At 51.5% G+C, this 16,508-nt stretch carries 18 protein-coding genes; 1 reads left to right on the top strand and 17 read right to left on the bottom strand.

Annotated features, from left to right (window positions below; translation table 11 throughout):
• Positions 1-41: 41 nt before the first annotated feature.
• The 14 genes from ACZYR9_RS11685 to pdaA form a co-directional block, all read right to left on the bottom strand.
• On the bottom strand, positions 42-218 hold the full coding sequence (locus tag ACZYR9_RS11685) for a hypothetical protein (protein WP_488978661.1): 177 nt from the start codon (positions 216-218) through the stop codon (positions 42-44).
• Entirely contained in the window at positions 215-1,591 is a 1,377-nt protein-coding gene (locus ACZYR9_RS11680; protein ID WP_488978660.1) for a helix-turn-helix domain-containing protein, read from the bottom strand. Before ACZYR9_RS11680 ends, ACZYR9_RS11685 begins: the two co-directional genes overlap by 4 nt.
• A complete protein-coding gene (locus tag ACZYR9_RS11675) occupies positions 1,566-3,065 on the bottom strand; it encodes a sensor histidine kinase (RefSeq protein WP_488978659.1) in 1,500 nt (499 codons plus the stop codon). Before ACZYR9_RS11675 ends, ACZYR9_RS11680 begins: the two co-directional genes overlap by 26 nt.
• A complete protein-coding gene (locus ACZYR9_RS11670; RefSeq protein WP_488978658.1) occupies positions 3,062-4,048 on the bottom strand; it encodes a sugar-binding protein in 987 nt (328 codons plus the stop codon). The genes ACZYR9_RS11675 and ACZYR9_RS11670 overlap by 4 nt, the downstream gene beginning before the upstream one ends.
• A gap of 235 nt (positions 4,049-4,283) precedes the next feature.
• Entirely contained in the window at positions 4,284-5,471 is a 1,188-nt protein-coding gene (locus ACZYR9_RS11665; RefSeq protein WP_488978657.1) for an MFS transporter, read from the bottom strand.
• Between the two features lie 425 nt (positions 5,472-5,896).
• On the bottom strand, positions 5,897-6,274 hold the full coding sequence (locus ACZYR9_RS11660; RefSeq protein ID WP_488978741.1) for a PH domain-containing protein: 378 nt from the start codon (positions 6,272-6,274) through the stop codon (positions 5,897-5,899).
• 160 nt (positions 6,275-6,434) lie between these two features.
• Positions 6,435-7,025, bottom strand: coding sequence for a TVP38/TMEM64 family protein (locus tag ACZYR9_RS11655; RefSeq protein ID WP_488978656.1), 591 nt, complete (start codon positions 7,023-7,025; stop codon positions 6,435-6,437).
• 77 nt (positions 7,026-7,102) lie between these two features.
• A complete protein-coding gene (locus ACZYR9_RS11650) occupies positions 7,103-7,744 on the bottom strand; it encodes an ABC transporter ATP-binding protein (RefSeq protein ID WP_488978655.1) in 642 nt (213 codons plus the stop codon).
• Positions 7,741-9,393 (bottom strand): ABC transporter permease, encoded by a 1,653-nt coding sequence (locus tag ACZYR9_RS11645; protein ID WP_488978654.1) that lies wholly within the window; start codon positions 9,391-9,393, stop codon positions 7,741-7,743. Before ACZYR9_RS11645 ends, ACZYR9_RS11650 begins: the two co-directional genes overlap by 4 nt.
• Positions 9,394-9,395: 2 nt before the next feature.
• On the bottom strand, positions 9,396-10,502 hold the full coding sequence (locus ACZYR9_RS11640; RefSeq protein WP_488978653.1) for a Fe(3+) ABC transporter substrate-binding protein: 1,107 nt from the start codon (positions 10,500-10,502) through the stop codon (positions 9,396-9,398).
• Positions 10,503-11,178: 676 nt separating this feature from the next.
• The gene (locus tag ACZYR9_RS11635; protein WP_488978652.1) at positions 11,179-11,724 is read right to left on the bottom strand and encodes a YflT domain-containing protein; all 546 of its coding nucleotides are present in this window, start codon (positions 11,722-11,724) and stop codon (positions 11,179-11,181) included.
• A gap of 39 nt (positions 11,725-11,763) precedes the next feature.
• Positions 11,764-11,967: a CsbD family protein gene (locus tag ACZYR9_RS11630; protein WP_488978651.1), complete on the bottom strand. Its 204-nt coding sequence runs from the start codon at positions 11,965-11,967 to the stop codon at positions 11,764-11,766.
• A gap of 70 nt (positions 11,968-12,037) precedes the next feature.
• Positions 12,038-13,483, bottom strand: coding sequence for a cardiolipin synthase (gene cls, locus ACZYR9_RS11625; RefSeq protein WP_488978740.1), 1,446 nt, complete (start codon positions 13,481-13,483; stop codon positions 12,038-12,040).
• A gap of 99 nt (positions 13,484-13,582) precedes the next feature.
• Positions 13,583-14,365, bottom strand: coding sequence for a delta-lactam-biosynthetic de-N-acetylase (pdaA, locus tag ACZYR9_RS11620; RefSeq protein WP_488978650.1), 783 nt, complete (start codon positions 14,363-14,365; stop codon positions 13,583-13,585).
• A 388-nt stretch (positions 14,366-14,753) separates the two neighbouring features.
• Between pdaA and ACZYR9_RS11615 the strand changes: the two genes are divergently transcribed.
• A complete protein-coding gene (locus ACZYR9_RS11615) occupies positions 14,754-15,386 on the top strand; it encodes a DsbA family oxidoreductase (RefSeq protein WP_488978649.1) in 633 nt (210 codons plus the stop codon).
• 58 nt (positions 15,387-15,444) lie between these two features.
• Here ACZYR9_RS11615 and ACZYR9_RS11610 read toward each other — a convergent pair whose 3' ends face one another.
• The 3 genes from ACZYR9_RS11610 to ACZYR9_RS11600 all read right to left on the bottom strand — a co-directional run bounded on the left by ACZYR9_RS11610 (position 15,445) and on the right by ACZYR9_RS11600 (position 16,507).
• The gene (locus ACZYR9_RS11610) at positions 15,445-15,876 is read right to left on the bottom strand and encodes an EamA family transporter (RefSeq protein WP_488978648.1); all 432 of its coding nucleotides are present in this window, start codon (positions 15,874-15,876) and stop codon (positions 15,445-15,447) included.
• Positions 15,877-16,016: 140 nt separating this feature from the next.
• Positions 16,017-16,148: a hypothetical protein gene (locus tag ACZYR9_RS11605; protein ID WP_488978647.1), complete on the bottom strand. Its 132-nt coding sequence runs from the start codon at positions 16,146-16,148 to the stop codon at positions 16,017-16,019.
• Positions 16,149-16,210: 62 nt separating this feature from the next.
• Complete coding sequence (locus tag ACZYR9_RS11600; RefSeq protein ID WP_488978646.1) at positions 16,211-16,507, bottom strand: ferredoxin family protein; 297 nt, start codon at positions 16,505-16,507, stop codon at positions 16,211-16,213.
• Between the last annotated feature and the right edge of the window lies 1 nt (position 16,508).

The following is a 16,508-nucleotide window of genomic DNA, read 5'->3' as shown; positions in this document are numbered from 1 at the left end:
TATGGAGTTCTGTGATGGTATGCGCTTACAAAAACATCATATCAAGATGAAAACGCTTTAACATTGAAAAAAGTAAGCATTTCTTTGGCAAAAAACTGGATTGTTTTGATCGTGATGAAAACGGCTTGCCGCTCATTTTCATTTCCCAGCATTTTATTGGCGACACAGCAAAAAAGTCCACTTCCTAAAGGAAGATGGACTTTCTTTGGTTTGGTCAAGCATGATCCGCTTCCGCCGCAAGCCCGGCTTGCTGCCGATACCGTGATGGGGTTACCCCTGTCGCTCTCTTGAAGGCTCGGCTAAAATAATTCGGGTCATTGTAGCCGACCTGATAACAAATTTCTTTTAAACTGTACTGTTCATCCGCAAGCAGCTCCTTGGCCTTGTCGATGCGCAAACGGGTAATATGGTCAATGAACGTCTCTCCTGTTTGCAGCTTGAACAGCTTGCTGAGGTAATAGGGATTCAAGCCCGCGTGGTCCGCCGCCTGTTCCAGCGAGATGTCTTCCCGGTAATGCTTGCCTATATACTCAACAGCCCGGTCCAACACCGATTTGGCCCTTCGGCCCCGTTCCTCCTGAAGCTCATCCAGCTGCCGGTCCATGTCGTCTCCTCGCGGAAAAAAGCCGACCTCCAGCCCCTTGGCCGCCTCCGCCGCCTCATCAGGCAGCCGATCGAACGGCCGCAGCGGTTCCGCCCCTTCCGAAGCCGCCGCATACAGTGCCTCCCTAAACGAACCGCGCAGGCCCCCGATACCCGGTTTTACGGTTCCCAGGCCGAGACTGGCACGGATCATCAACTGCTCGGTCACAAAGCCGCTCAGCTCCTTTCCCCACTGCAGAGACTCCGTGCGGAAGGTGAAGAACGGCTTACCTTCATCCCCGTTCACAAGAAACAACGCGATCCATCTGCCCACCACAGGACCGACAACAGCATACGGCACAGCCGCTTTGGCCCGGCTTCGTACGGCTTCGTACAGCTGCTCGCCGCCCATACCGACGGGCGTATCGATCGTCCCATCCTCCTTAACCGGCAGTGAAATCACGCAGGCGCATCCGCCGACGACGTTCAAATCCAACAGGCCGAACAAAGGCTCCAGATGATGGACATGCAAAGGATCGAGCATCAGGGACAGCGCAATTTCCTTCTCCGCAAGCGGCATGAACTCCATCGCCCGTTCGCTCAAACGCAGCTCTTCCTCCCGCTTTTTGCGTTCCACAGCGATTTCTTCCACCAGCTTGCCCAGAATATCGACAATCTGTTCCCGCTTCATCGGCTTCAGGAGATATTCCTTTACACCAAGTGAAATCGCCTCTTTCGCATAAGCGAAATTATCATATGCCGTGACGAGCACGAACTTCGCCTGAGGATGCCGCGATTTGATCTCCTTTACTGCCTCAAGGCCTTGAATGCCGGGCATCTTAATATCCATAAATACAATATCGGGTCTCATTTCGTCCGCCCGTTGAATGGCGAGCCGTCCGTTCTCCGCATGCGCGATATCAAACGTATCCGGCATGGCGCGCATGACAATCAGCTCCAGCCCTTCGCGTTCCAACGCCTCATCATCGGCGATCAGCAATCTGTACATCAGGCTTTACCTCCTCCGTAAGCAAAGGCAGTCTTAATTCCACCACCGTGCCCCGCCCCTGTCTTGTATTACCCAGAATGCTTACCAAATCCTCACGGCCGTAAAACAGCCGGATCCGCTTAAACACATTATGCGTACCTAGGCCCGTCGATGCCTTCTTCTCAGGCGGCGATTCACCCGCTATGCTTCCCACGCTTTTGACCGGCTGCTCGTCCTGCCGAATCAGAGCGAGCCGGGTCTCCTCCGGCATCCCCGCTCCGTTATCCTCCACCCGAACGATCACCTGGCGTTGAACCGGCTCCGTCCAAATGCGGAGTGCAATTTCCGCACCCTCCTCCATATTCTCAATCCCGTGCACGAACGCATTCTCAATGAGCGGCTGCAGCGTGAGACTTGGGATCAACTGGCCCAACGCACCTTCCTCAATTTCCGTTACAAACCGCACTCTATCGCGAAATCTTGATCCTTGAATGGTAAAATATTCCCTCGCATGCTCTACCTCGTCCCGGAGCGTGACGGGCTGATCGAGCTTGCGCAGATTGTAGCGCAGCAAATTGGATACAGATACGATCAAATCGCTTGTCCGGTCCGCTCCCTCAATCAACGCCAGCTTGGATAAGCTGTTGAGCGTATTAAACAGAAAATGGGGATTGATCTGGCTCTGCAGCGCCTTGATCTCCAATTCCTTAACGAGCCGGTCCATCTCCAGCCGCTCCTTGTCCCGGGCGATCAGCTCCTTCAAATTGTACAGCATGTGCCGGAACGTCCCGGTAAGAATACCGATTTCATCCTCGGTTTGCGATGCCGGAGGCTCCACATTGAGATTTCCCCGCGAGATCTGCTTAGCCGTCTGCACCAGTCGGCCGATCGGCTCCGTAATGCTTTTCGACAGCCAAATGGCAAACCAGATGCTCAGCAGGGTTCCGACGAGAAAGATCGCAAATCCAAGGCTGTTGATATGATTCGTATGCTCCATAATGCTCTGGTAATAGGGCTGGTAGTGAGTAAGCTCCAAGTCTACCAGGTGCTGCCCTTCCTGCTGGATAAAGCCGGCCGTTTTCTCCGTCTGCTCATAAAGAGAGACATAGGAGGATAACGTTCCCCCTTCCACGGATTGCACAACCGATGTTTCTTGTTCAATGAAGGTTTCCAGCAAATTCGTATAGTTGGACAGCTCCAGCGGATTCAGCTCGTTCCGGCTTGCCGTCAGAAGCGCATGCAGCTGCTTCAGCCGCTCTTTCCGTTCGGAAACCGTCTCCCGGTTAGAAGCGCTCGGTTCAATCAAATAGGTGCTTAGGGCACTCAAATTTTCTTCCGTTCCTTGTGCGACCTGTTTATATAGTAAAATCCGTTCCATCATGAGATTGTAGCTTTCCTGAACCGTTTTGCCGCTTTGGAAAATGAAAAAAGACACCGAGTTCATCAGCACGACGATCAGCGGGATAAAAACGAACAGCTTTCGGCGGATGCTCATCGCGAACCACCCCCGCTCAAATCCCCTTCAGTCAGGAGTCCCGTTTCGGTATAATGCTCCCGCGGCAGTACAATTCCCTGCTTATGCTCAAGCATCAGCTTTACGGCATCGTAGCCCATCAGATAAGGCTTCTGTACGACGGCTGCCTGAATTTCCCCGCGCTTGATCGCCTGCTGCGTTTCTTCCAAATCGTCAAAGCCGAAGATGAGCAATCCTTCCCGGCCGCTCTTCTTTTTCGCTTGCAGGATTCCGATCGCATCCAGCGCACTGGTTCCGATCATGATCGTTAAATTCGGATAGTTTCTCAGCAGATCCTCCGCCTGTTGGGCCGCCTGAATCCGCGAGATGTTGGATGCGCGCACCTCCACGACCTTTAACTCCGGATATGCCTTGATAACGGACAGAAATCCCTCCAGCCTTAACCGCTGATTGGCTGCTTCTTGGCTGCCGATGATGACGCCGATTTCTCCCCGGGTTCCCGCCGTCTTGACCACCGCTTCACCCAGCAGACGCCCGGACAACACATTATCGGTGCCGACATAGGTCAGCCTGGCGCTTTCCGGCGCATCGGTATCCACAGTCACCACCGGAATGCCGTGGGCCACCGCCCGATTGATCAGTCCGATGTATTCACTGTCGGCCATCCCCTGTGATAGAATGCCGTCGGCCTTGGCGGCGATCACCTTCTCCAGCAGCTTTTTCTGTTCCTGCGGATTGTTGCGGTAAGGGCCGATATATTCAATCTCCGCCCCCAGCTTAGAAGCTGCGTCCCGTGCCCCCTGTTCCACCGTCCGCCAATACGGATTGTCCAGCTCTTGGGAAATCAGCACAAGATGCGGACCCGACCGCTCGATCGGCGCCCCGCTCTCCATTTGTCCAACGATAGATTGGATAGCCAAGCTGGTCTGCATGAACTGCCAGAGCAGTAATAAAAATACGATAAACAGCGCGTACACGCCGATCGCCCATTTGTTATGCGACATGGTTCAGCACCTGACCTTTAACTAAGCGCCTGCGGACATGCTAACGCTTTCAACGGATGTGTAAGCCCATTATATGAGAAACACCCAAAGCCGTCCAGCCTGGTTAGGACAGCGAGGAGGACGTCTTGGCGGATATCTTGTCATGTCCAGGGGATTTTGGCGGTTCGGGAGTAACGGGGAAAAACCAACCTACCGGGGCGGCGGAAAACCGATGCCGCCCTGTCTGCATCGGTCATTACTCTTTTCGGGCGAAACGCCGGCGGGAAACGGCTTTGACCGCGATGAAGAGGGCCGCGGCGATGATCGCCAGCAGTGCCCCGGCCAGACGAAAGCCTTGGTCAGGAGATATGGCAGCGGCTCCTACGGTGAAGGAGCCCGCGACGACGCCGATGGAATAAAAGGCATAGAACAGCCCGAAAGCCTTCCCCCGGTCTCCTACGGGGACGTGACGGATCAAGAGGGCGTTCATGGAAGGAAACATCAAGGCAAACCCGATCCCGTATACCGTCATGACGGCAAACAGGCCCTCTTCCCGTTCGGTTAATGAAAGTCCAAGCAGGGCTGCAGCAATCGTCAGCATCCCGGCCAGCATGGTGTACAGCGACGGCACCCGGTCGAATATCCGGTTGGTCGGCAGCAGGAACATGCCGATCGCCACGATACCGAAGGTGCTTAGCAGCAGCCCCGCAGCCTGCTCGCGAAGAGCGAGCGCGTCCGCCTTTAGCGGCAGCATGTAAGTTAGCACGCCCATGGCGAACATCAAAGTGAACGCGCCGAGGTAAGATTGCATGACCGGAGCGCTGCGGAACAGGTGCAGCCACCCCTGCGTCGCTTCCTCCGAGGATGCCTCGTTTGGCACAGACGTCTTCCGCCTGCCGTAGAGGACCAGCCACGCCGTCAGCGCTCCGGCAGCCATCAACGCCGCTACCGTGAGAAATACCGTATGAGCCCCTGCCTTCGCTCTAAGAATGCCGCCCAATGCCGGACCGACAATCGCTGCAAAACCGACGGCAGCACCGGATATCGCCATATTTCTGCCCTGCTGTCCGTTCTCCGCAAGCCTGGATACGAGTGTGAAGGCACTGGGCACCAGCAGCCCCCCTGCAAGCCCGTGAACAAATCTGGCGGCAACCAGCTGCTCAGGCGTCCGTACGAACCAGTACAAGCCCAGAAGCCCTGCGGTAGCGGCCATGCCCAGAACAAGGACGATTCTGGCTCCGTAACGGTCGATCCAGCGACCGGCCAATACATTGCCGACCATATTCGTAAGCGAGTAAGCGCCTACGGCTAGTCCGATCATGAAGGGATCTCCCCCAAGACTTTGAGCCAGAGGACTAATAACCGGAAGCTGACTGAACATATCGAGAAAAGCGATGATAATCAGGAAGTACAGTACCGTTTTTTGGCTGGTCACCGGCGGCATGCCCCTTTCTTTTCTTATGCAATAGCTGAGATGAAAGAAAACTTTGATCCGTTATTCTTCTGTTGTTTCCATATTTCCATGCCTTAGGCATGATCGGCGGCCGGCTAATGCCAGCCGATATTACCGGACGGCGCGCGCATTCACGGTAATTCGACATGTTTCCACGTGGAACAAACACGCGTTCGGAAGAGATGCTTTGCTTAGTCCTTTTTGCTCCCTTTAACCCTAACGCATACCTCCATGGTACAAGGTTTACATCCCCTCGATCAACTCATGTTCGATGGAAAGCTGGTGCATCAGGCACTGCTCCATTTTCAACAGTTTAGGGCAGGCTGACTCAACGCCAAAGAACCGCGAAAGGTCGAAAGTCGTCCCTTGCACGGTTCCTTGATGTCAGATGAAATCCTGCGCTTTCGCCGCATGCTCTAAGACAGCACGTAGGTAGCCAGGACACTCTGCAGCTCATAAATGTTCAAGCACTTGTTAAACTGCTTTTGGATCGGGTCCGCACTTCCGGAAATCCAGATTTTCAGCTCTGCATCCAAATCAAAGCTCCCTGCGGTTTCAATGCTAAAATGCGTGATACTCCGATAGGGAACGGAATGATACTCCATTTTTCTTCCGGTCAAGCCCTGCTTATCAACCAGAATCAGCCGCTTGTTCGTAAAGATGAACAAATCGCGGATCACTTTATACCCCTTCTCGATCGTTTCGCCTCTGGCCAGTACTCCTGCGTATTCCTTCTGGAGATCAGCCGGATTCAATTCCGATGCGTTCCCCATAAGCCCGTCTAAAAATCCCATCCCATTCACCCCTGCCTCCGGTTTCTTCCAGATTAACATTCCGCCGCCAAGACCGCCACCTCTCATTTCGGCGTTTCATTACGGGGCTATGGTTCCTCCCGCTATTCCTGACATACAAAAAACGCTCTCCCCCGAATCACTTCAGAGAAAAGCGATGCTTTCATTTGAAATATTTCGATTCCAGCTTACGCCCGAACAGCCACATGAAAAAAAACACAGCGAGAATCAGGACGATTTTCAATGGCTGACTTAGCAAGCTGTCCAAATTATGTCCGGCAAACGACACGAGGAAGATCATCACGCCTTTGCCCAAGGCCGTAGCCACGACAAACGTATGCATGGGCACCTTGGAAAGTCCGGCGATAATGTTCACAAGAGAGGACGGTGTAAAAGGGAAGCATGCCAGCAAAAAAATGGGGGTAAATCCATGCTCCTCCAACCAATGCACAAATTTCTCCGATCTGGGATGTTTGCGCTCAATCCAGCCACGAAGCCTGCCGCCGAATTTACGGAAAATCGCAAACACACTCACGCTTCCGCACACCACTCCGATCCAGGACAGCAATACGCCTTCGCCTAATCCATACGCATTCACATTAGCGACCAGGATCGCCACCAAAGGAAGCACAGGGAAAAAGGATTCCGCCATCGGGGCTAAAATACCGGGAAGGGGCCCTAAGGCTTCGTATTGCTTTAGCCAATGCTCCACATCATGCCAATCCAATCTTGTCATCGTCTCCATCAAGTTCATCTCGCGTCGCTTCACCTCGGTATAGTTAATACAACTATACTATCCCCGATGGCTCAATGCAACGGGCGCCTCTTTTGCTAAGAAACCATCATTACCGTACGATCACAAATCGCATCCACATCCTGATAGTCATGACTTACGAACAAACAGGTCATCCCCGCTTTTCTCAAAATATCCCTAAGCTCGCTGCGGATAGAGACTTTAAGATCCGCATCCAGGTTGCTGAACGGCTCATCCATCAGCAGAATGGAGGGCTGCGGCGCAAGCGCCCTTGCCAGGGCAACACGCTGCTGCTGGCCACCGCTTAATTCATGGGGATAGCGCTTCTCAAAGCCCGAAAGCTGCACCAGCTCCAGCATTTCGGCAAGCCTTGCGGCACGTTCTTTCTTCGACAGACGGTGCAGGCCAAATTCAATGTTGCCTGCTACGGTCAAATGCGGAAACAAGGCATAATCCTGAAAAACCATGCCGACGCCGCGCTTTTCAGGAGGTATGAAGTCGCTATCGTCTACCACGGTGCGTCCGGAAATCGCAATGCTTCCGCCGGATGGCAGTTCCAACCCGGCAACAAGGCGCAGCAGCGTGCTCTTCCCGCTCCCGCTGGGCCCCAAAATCCCGACGATCTCCCCCTTTTCCATCTCGAAGGAAAAGCCGTCGATAACGGGCTTCTGTTTAGAGGAATAGGCGAATGAAAGTTTGCCAATGTTTACGATTTTCATGAATTCAACTTCTTCCCTAGTTGATGAAATACGATAACAGAGATCATACTGACGCCGATAATAAACAAAGATGGAATGGAAGCCTCATAGATTCGTTCGTCGCTTGCGTATTGGTAGGTCTTGGTCGCAAGCGTTTCAAAGTTAAAGGGTCTCAGCAGCAAGGCTAAAGGCAATTCTTTAATAATCTCCACGAACGTCATAATGACGCCGCTGAGTAAAGCGCCCTTTAGCAGCGGGGCATCCACTTTGAAAAAGGTCCTTGTTATTCCTAAGCCCAGCAGCCTTGAAGCTTCCGTATATTTCATCCCGATCTTCTCAAAACCGGCTTCGACCGCATTATAACCGGCGGCCATAAAGCGGACCACATAAGCAACGACCAGCATAACCAAAGACATGCTGAGCACGAGCGGAGCATTCCCCAAGCCCATGCGGGCGTATAGCGGAGCCAGTCCATGGTCAAGCCCGATGAACAAAGCCAATACTCCGATGGCAATAATCGCTCCAGGTACGGAATAGCCGGACGTTACCGATCTGGCCAGCACATAGGTCAATACGTTCGATTGTTGACGAACGACATTGGCTACAATCACGGAGAACACCATAATAATAGCCGTAGCCGTCAAAGCAAGGACCATCGTATTATATGTCAATTCAAAAAAGGCAGGGGTAAGCACATCGTGATAACTCCAAGTGGCCCATACGATCAGCTGAATGAAAGGGATAAAAAAGGAGCATGAAAAGATAATCCCGCAGAATAAGAAAGCAGCCGCGGCGCTCACGCCCTTCAGCTTTTTAGGTGTAAGCGGTCTCGACTTGCTTGTGGAAGCCGCGAAGCTTCTCTGATGCCTAAGCAGCCGCTCCGCCACGAACAACCCGACGACCCCCGCCATCAGCCATGCTGCCAAACGAACCGCCGAGTCGACATCATACATGCCGAACCAGGTCTGAAATATCGCCACGGAGATTGTCTGGATGCCGTAATAGCTCGACACGCCATAATCGCTGAGCACTTCGAATACGACAAGAATAACGCCGCCGATGATGGCAGGCCGGCAGATCGGAAGCACGATACTGAAAAAGATGGATACCGGTTTCCTACCCAGCAGTGCGGCGTTCTCAATATATGAGCCGCTCTGATTTTCCAGAAACGATCGGGTAATCATGTACACATAAGGAAACAAAAACATCGAAAATATGAAAATCGCGCCTCTCATCGACATGATGCCGAACCATTCCGGGTTGGGCGTCACCCCAAATTCATTGCGCAGTGTAGTTTGGACAAATCCGGTATAGCTCAGCATCGTGCTGTAGGTGTATGCCGCAATATAAGGCGGAACGGCCAGCGGCAGTACAAGCGCCCAGCGAAAAAAACGCCGGAGAGGAAAATCATAAGCGGCGATCAGCCAGGCCAACGTTACGCCCAGAAGCACGGTGAACAAGCAAGAAAACAACACAAGCCAAACCGTCTGGAACACATAATCCTGCAGTAAATACTGCCTGATGTGCTGCCAGTTTTCATTTGGCGGTTGGAACAGCGACACGAATATAGTAAAAATGGGCAGCAGAACGACCACTGCCCCCAGAAGGCTGGCATAAAGCCAGCCGTTTGTATGCTGTTTTATATTTCGTATTGCTGCTGCAAAGCGCATTCTTATTTCCAACCTACTTTATTAGAGATCTCAACTGCCTTCTTATTATGCTCTCCCAGCTTGGCAAAGTCAATTTGCTGAGCCTTAAATTCTCCCCACGATTTCAATAGCTCAGGCTTCTCTGCTTTAGGGTTCACCGGGAATTCGAAGTTTGTCTTCGATACCAGCTCCTGTGGTTCTTTGTCAGTTAAGAACTCGATCAGCTTTACGGCATTTTCTTTATTTTTGCTGTGCTTCACAAGACCCGCTCCGCTGATGTTTATATGCGTGCCGGTTGTGCTTTGGTTAGGGAAGAATACGCCGAGCTGCTGAGCAACCTTCACTTCTTCCGCATCTTTGGAGTTCAACATTTGCCCCAGGTAGTAGGTGTTCATAATCGCCACGTCGCCGGAGCCCGCAATGACTGCTTTCGCTTGGTCACGGTCCCCGCCTTCAGGCGCGCGGCCAAGGTTGGCTACGATGCCTTTAGCCCACTCTTCCGTTTTTTGCTCCCCATTTAATTCGATCATGGATGCAAGCAGTGATTGGTTATACAAGTTTGTTGAAGAACGTACGAGCACTTTGCCTTTCCACTTATCGGTGGCCAGGTCCTCATATGTAGAGAGCTGCTCTGGTTTTACACGGTCTTTGGAATATACGATAACACGGGCGCGTGTCGACAGACCGATCCACTCATTGTCTTTATCACGGAGCTGCGCAGGAACATTCGCATCAATGATTTCCGACTTCACAGGCTGCAGTACTCCGTTCAGCTTGGCGTTGTTCAGCACCCCGCCGTCCACTGTGATGAATAAATCGGCGGACGTGCTCTCTCCCTCACGCTTGATCCGTTCGATCAATTCCTCGGCCTTGCCTTTAACGACATTGACTTTAATGCCGGTCTTCTCCGTAAACTGAGCGTAAAGAACGTCATCCACCTCATAATGTCTTGCCGAATAAAGATTGACGACTTGCTCAGTTTTCGACTCCGAAGCTCCGGCCTTCGGGTCTTGCGGTTGAGCGGCTTGCTGCTCGCCTTGCGGCGCTGTTCCGCAGCCTGCCAAAAGCCCTACGCTCAAAATAGCCGCTATTGCGGATGAAAAGATTTTACGATGTTTCTTCAACTTCATTTCACTCCCCAAGTTTTTATGGTTGGTAATGAGAATCATTATCGTTTGTTTGCAATTTGGATTCTATCATGCACAAACTTACCTGTCAACCCAATTTTATAAACTATTTTTATTATTTGTTTTTATAAGCGGACCACGCACTTTGATTCTAGCGAGCAGTAAAAAGCTAGATTTTGGTATGATTTCATAGAATAGCTGAGAATGAGGAAGAAAAGTGAAAAAAAGCTGGGCAAAATGCCAATAAATTAATTATTCTGAATATTTACATTATTAAAATATTAATATATAGTAAAGGTAACAAAAGGAAAGGGGATAGCCCAATGAAGTAGGTTAGCGAAGCATGCCTCAGCCATTTCCTTGGAAGGAAAGGAGTTAAAAATTGCAATTACCGGGCATGCGGGAACCCACAGGTTGGACGTCATACGGTAGATTCACCAATATTATGCAACGCAAGTTGTTTGATCGGAGTGTGTTTTTGAAAAATTGAATACCGAGGGCATGAGTTTTTAGGGATTCCGGTTATCATGGATAAGCGGAATCCCTATTTCAATTTAGAATCCGTTTCGGCTATAAGCCCTTTCTCATTGGGTATGCATAGGACTTGTTTCTGTCATTTTACATGGAAAAGACACCCTTTCGGGTGCCTCGCGGTTTTATGAGATGATGTCGAACGATATCATAATCCGCGTCTTGAGCCAATTTCCGCACCTTGATCGACGGCATACGTGTCGGAATTCAGCGAATGATTGGATCGGAACGCATCGTAGACTTCATGGTCTTTATCACCTTGGGAATTGACCAGCACCAGAATACTTCCTTGTTTTACATAATCATTATATTTCTTGGCTTCCTCCTCGGGAATACCTAATCCGACGAGTGCGCCTACCACCCCTCCGGCGCCCGCGCCTACGGCTGCTCCGGTAAGTGCAGATGCGATAGGGCCGGCTGCAAGGATCGGGCCAACCCCGGGAATCGTCAATGCTCCGAGGCCTGCAAACAGTCCTGCAATTCCTCCCACCAATCCGCCGGTGGCCGCACCAGCCTTCACGCCTTCTTGAATGTTGGTTCCGGTCTGCTCCGTAACCGCAGATACATCTTCCTTATCCTTGGCAATAACGGAAATGTCCTCTGAGCGGTAGCCCTGCCTTTTCAGACCCTCAATCGCCCGAACGGCCTCCTGCTCCGATTGAAACACACCTACTAGCTTTTTCTCATTTCTCATGATTATTACCTCCCGATTCGTATCCTGTACCTGTGTCGACTAGTTCCGGTATCCGGATGACCAGGTGTCGCATTCCTTCTCCGCTTCATCTTTGGCATAACCGTACCGTTCCTGCAGTTTGCCGACGAGTTTCTCGCGGTCGCCCTCAATGACATCCAGATCGTCGTCCGTCAGCTTGCCCCACCTTTTCTGGGCTTCACCCTTGAGCTGCTTCCATTTGCCCTGCAGTACATTTCTGTCCATCACGATCACTCCTTGTATGATTTAGTTGGACTTACATGTACCTTACTTACCCTGGCCCAAGCGGATTCAATCACAAAATAGGCGACAGCAGTCTGGCACACGATTCTTTAAACCGGTTGAACAGCGGTCTTTTGTTATACATCTCCCTGGTCAACTGCGTGCTGTAGTTGAGGTCTTCCAAGAAAATGTCATGCAGCCTCGCAGCCGTTGGGGTATCATAAATGAATGCATTGACTTCAAAATTCAGCTTGAAGCTCCGGTTGTCCATGTTGGCCGTGCCTACCGACGCCACCCGTCCGTCCACGACGATCGCTTTGGCGTGAAGAAATCCTTTATGATACAGGTAGCACGTTCCCCCGCAATTCAGCAGCTCCCTGAGATTGGAGTAAGAAGCCCAATACACAATCCTGTGGTCCGGCTTATCGGGGAGCATGATTTTAACATCGACGCCCGATAAGGCAGCCATCTGCAAAGCCGTAAGCAGGCTGTCATCGGGAATGAAATAAGGGGTTTGGATATAGACGGTTTCCTTGGCCGCAAGAATCATTTTGATAAACGCATTCTTGATTTGCTCCCATTCGTTATCCGGTCCGCTCGCTACGATCTGGAGTCCGGCCACTCCCCGAGATACCTTCGCCGGAAAGTACCGGGCCTCAACAGGAAAATCACCTGCCAGCGCCAACATCCAATCGAGAAGGAATTGGGCCTGAAGCTGCAATACCGCGCTTCCCTGCAGCCTCAAATGGGTATCCCGCCAATACCCGAAGCGGCGGTTTAAACCCAAATACTCGGTGCCGATGTTCAAGCCTCCGATATACCCCCGGCCGCCATCGATAATGGCCAGCTTCCGGTGATTCCGGTAATTGACCCGCAGGTTCAGGTAAGGAACACGAGACGGGAAGAAGGCCGCTACCTCTCCACCCGCTTCCCTTAGACTTTGGAAGAAGCTCTGCGGCAGCCGGGACGATCCGATCGCATCGTACAAAAAGCGAACCTTCACGCCCTCTTTCGCCTTGCGGGCAAGCTCATCCACAAGCTTACAGCCCAATTCGTCATTCCGTACGATAAAATACATCAGATGGATATGATCTTTCGCTTCCCTGATATCCTGCAGCAAGGCCAGAAATTTGTCATTTCCGTCGGTGAATATATCGACCTTGTTGTCTTGGGTAAACAGGGCATTGCTGCTGGTCAGATTCATATAGATCATGTCTTGATAATAGGCGGCGGAGGGGTCGTTATACTTGATTTCTCCGCTGCGGAACTGCTGCTTCTGGAAGTCCACCAGCATATCGACGATTTGGCGCTTATCGTCCTGCACGCGGTACAGCTTCCGTTTGCTCAGGTTTTGTCCAAATACGAGATAAAGAATAAACCCGACCCCGGGCAGAAAAAACAAAACCAGCAGCCAGGCCCAGGTGACGGCCGCATTCCGTCGCTCAAGGAATATAACTGCGCCCGCAAGAAAAAGGTTTAATATCGAGATTAAAGAATACATATCCTGAAGCATCTGCATAAAAACACCCCGCTTAGAAAACGGCTCTTCAATATGTACCGCATATTTCCATTTAAACACAAACAAACCCCCACGTATATGTGAGGGTCATGGGTTGACTTAATAATTTTTGGTTTGCAGCTGGTCCAGGCTCTTAAATTCATACCCTTGCTTGCGGGCCTCGTCAATGATTTTGGCTAACGCCTCCGCGTTGTCTTTAGATACGGAATGAAGCAGGATGACCGCGCCGGGATGAAGCTGCGACATGACCCGCTCGTATGCATAGGCCCATCCTTTTTGCAGCTTTGGATCCCAATCCTTATAAGCAATCGACCAAAACACATTCGTATAACCGAACCCTTTGCTGGCCGCCAGCATCCGCTCGCTAAAAACTCCCCTCGGCGGGCGCAAATACGGCATTTCCTTTTGTCCGGTCAGCTCTGCCACTTGTGTTTTGACTTTATCCAGCTCTTCCTTCAGCTTCTGATCGGATACCCGGGTAAGGTCGGGATGGCTCCAGGAATGATTGCCGATGAGGTGACCCTCCTGCACCATCCGCTTCAACAGCTCGGGCTGGTCTTGGATATAATGCCCTGTCACAAAGAAAATGGCCGGTACCCGCTTCTCCTTGAGTACATCCAAAATTTTACCGGTATACCCGTTCTCATAGCCGTTATCGAACGTAAGATAAAGCTCCTTTTGCTTCGTATCGCCCAAAAAGATGGCATCGTGCTTCTGAACAATCGACCGAAACCCCTCTTCCTCAATCGATGGAAGCTCATGGTTCTTGCTCTTCTTAAACCCGAAATGATAAGGCATGCTCGCATGGGCTTCGGCCGAATAGGGCGCAAGCAAGCCCAAAAGCACAGCTAGTGCGGCGAGTATAGAGACATAACGCTTCATGAAACAATTTCAGCTCCTTAACCCATGATTTTGCTGGTGCGGCCGTTGGCTCCGGCCGTTGGCTAAAGAGTAATGTTCCACAAAAAGCAAAAAGTTATGTATTTACGAGGCAGGGTCCTCCCCATTCCAAATTTCGATCCTTCCTCCTGCAGCTTCTCCAGCTCACGCACCGCCCCGGTGACAACGGCTTCGTATACCTTCACTCCGTTCCGTAAACGAATCCTTCTGCATACCTCTTCCCCTTTCGCTAAAGATATCACGAATGACCCGTTTTTTTGTTACACAAAACATTAAAAAAATTCCAATGGTTAAATAATCGGCGGTTGCTTTCCCTCACCAAATCAGTCATACTATAGTAAAGTAAGTAACTGACGGGAGGTAAATATGTATGATACAAATCGACGTCTTTTCCGACATGGTGTGCCCCTGGTGCCGAATCGGCAAGAAAAATTTAGAGGATGCCCTGGCTGCATGGGATCATAAAGATGAGGTGGAGATCCGTTTCCGCGCGTTTGAGCTGGATTCGACGCTGCCGGCTGAAGGGCTGCCCTTTCAGGACGCTATGATCAAGAAGATGGGAGGCAATGCGGCTTCCTTAAAGCAAATGACGGACCGAGTAACCCAGGCGGGAGAAGCGGTGGGACTAACGTTCCGCTTTGATCAAGTAACCCGCATGCCGAACACCAGGCTGGCCCACAGGCTGACGGCTCTATTGTCCGCATCCGATCAGGAGGCTGTGGTCGACGCCATCATGAAGGCTTACTTCGAAGAAGGCCAGGACATAGCGCAGCTGGACATTCTGCTGAACATTGCCGCTTCGTGCGGCCATGTTCCGAGCCTACTGCGCGAGCAGCTTGAACAGGGGAATGGAACCGACAAGGTAACTGACGATCAGGAAACGGCCAGACAATTCGGCGTTACCGGCGTACCTTTCTTTGTATTCAACAACCGGTATGCCCTCTCCGGCGCTTATCCGTCCTCTGAGCTGATCAAAGTGCTCGAGAAAGTCGCATCAGAGTAAACAGGCAAACGAAAGAAGGACACCCCGGGCGGGTGTCCTTCTTTCGTTATGTACTTCTTCAGCTGAATGCGATCAGTATGACGCCAATGGTAATGAAGCTGATGCCGATTCCGCTGATCCAGCTTAGACGCTCCCCCAGAAACACAACGGCTGCGATCGTCGCAATAACGACGCTTAATTTATCGACCGGAGCGACCTGCGATACTTTGCCGAGCCGTAAAGCCCAAAAGTAAAACAGCCAGGAAGCCGCACCGGCGACTCCGCTTAAGGTGATGAACAGCAGCGTCTTTTTGTCTTCAAATATCGTCGGGAGCTTACTGATATTTCCTTGAAATGCCACTACGGCCACGAGAAATACCGCCATGATGACGGCTCTGACCGCCGTTGCCGTATTAGCATCCACCGACTGCAGCCCGATTTTGCCGAAAATACTGACCAGCGCGGCGGTTACAGCCGATAATAAAGCGAAAACCAACCAAAGATAGCCCATACGATCCCTCTTCGCAGTAAGATGGTAGTTCTTCTTAGGTTGGCCTTAAAGGGGGCCAAGTACTCATCGGCACATCGGCTGAACACTAAACCGGGACCAAAGCCCGCTAGTACACTGGGCTATGGTTTACTCGGCTTTGTTCATTTGAACCCCTCTCCCGCCCGTGATCTCTCGTCCAAGCCCAGGGACATTTTGGAGAGCAGCTCGCCTTTCTCCCAACTCACAAAGAGGTCCTCCCACACCACATGGTAAACATCATCGTTCGTCTCCATTACGATACCTCTTGCCCGATCCAGGGAAAAGACAACGCAGTCGCCGATCTCAAACAAAGGCTTCACCCCAATCTAAAGACGATTCCATGGCCACCTTTCGGGTACTCCCATTTGATATTCTGATGCGGACAGCCGATCCGGCAGCTCCCGCACTCATGACATCCCTCGTAGCCGACATGCATACGGATCTCCTCCCATTTATATACCTCGGCCGGACAGAAGATCGTGCATATTTTGTCAGGGCAGTCGTTCAAGCAAACATCCGCGCTCAATACATGAAGATGAGACTGTGTATCGGCGTTAAAACGTAGAAGATACTGCTTCTCCTCTATCGTTGCTGCTTTAGCCTGCTCACTCATG

The sequence above is a fragment of the Paenibacillus sp. F024 genome, from assembly GCF_057814255.1.
Note: the sequence above shows the minus strand (reverse complement) of the source record. Positions and strands in the feature narration are given on the sequence as shown.

Coding starts and splice junctions, on each gene's coding strand:
- ACZYR9_RS11680 (WP_488978660.1), bottom strand. CDS start 1,591: ATGTACAGATTGCTGATCGCCGATGATGAGGCGTTGGAACGCGAAGGG.
- ACZYR9_RS11645 (WP_488978654.1), bottom strand. CDS start 9,393: ATGCGCTTTGCAGCAGCAATACGAAATATAAAACAGCATACAAACGGC.
- ACZYR9_RS11655 (WP_488978656.1), bottom strand. CDS start 7,025: ATGAACTTGATGGAGACGATGACAAGATTGGATTGGCATGATGTGGAG.
- ACZYR9_RS11610 (WP_488978648.1), bottom strand. CDS start 15,876: ATGGGCTATCTTTGGTTGGTTTTCGCTTTATTATCGGCTGTAACCGCC.
- ACZYR9_RS11605 (WP_488978647.1), bottom strand. CDS start 16,148: ATGGAGACGAACGATGATGTTTACCATGTGGTGTGGGAGGACCTCTTT.
- ACZYR9_RS11670 (WP_488978658.1), bottom strand. CDS start 4,048: ATGTCGCATAACAAATGGGCGATCGGCGTGTACGCGCTGTTTATCGTA.
- ACZYR9_RS11665 (WP_488978657.1), bottom strand. CDS start 5,471: ATGCCGCCGGTGACCAGCCAAAAAACGGTACTGTACTTCCTGATTATC.
- cls (WP_488978740.1), bottom strand. CDS start 13,483: ATGCAGATGCTTCAGGATATGTATTCTTTAATCTCGATATTAAACCTT.
- ACZYR9_RS11640 (WP_488978653.1), bottom strand. CDS start 10,502: ATGAAGTTGAAGAAACATCGTAAAATCTTTTCATCCGCAATAGCGGCT.
- ACZYR9_RS11635 (WP_488978652.1), bottom strand. CDS start 11,724: ATGAGAAATGAGAAAAAGCTAGTAGGTGTGTTTCAATCGGAGCAGGAG.
- ACZYR9_RS11675 (WP_488978659.1), bottom strand. CDS start 3,065: ATGAGCATCCGCCGAAAGCTGTTCGTTTTTATCCCGCTGATCGTCGTG.
- pdaA (WP_488978650.1), bottom strand. CDS start 14,365: ATGAAGCGTTATGTCTCTATACTCGCCGCACTAGCTGTGCTTTTGGGC.
- ACZYR9_RS11615 (WP_488978649.1), top strand. CDS start 14,754: ATGATACAAATCGACGTCTTTTCCGACATGGTGTGCCCCTGGTGCCGA.
- ACZYR9_RS11650 (WP_488978655.1), bottom strand. CDS start 7,744: ATGAAAATCGTAAACATTGGCAAACTTTCATTCGCCTATTCCTCTAAA.
- ACZYR9_RS11630 (WP_488978651.1), bottom strand. CDS start 11,967: ATGGACAGAAATGTACTGCAGGGCAAATGGAAGCAGCTCAAGGGTGAA.
- ACZYR9_RS11600 (WP_488978646.1), bottom strand. CDS start 16,507: ATGAGTGAGCAGGCTAAAGCAGCAACGATAGAGGAGAAGCAGTATCTT.
- ACZYR9_RS11660 (WP_488978741.1), bottom strand. CDS start 6,274: ATGGGATTTTTAGACGGGCTTATGGGGAACGCATCGGAATTGAATCCG.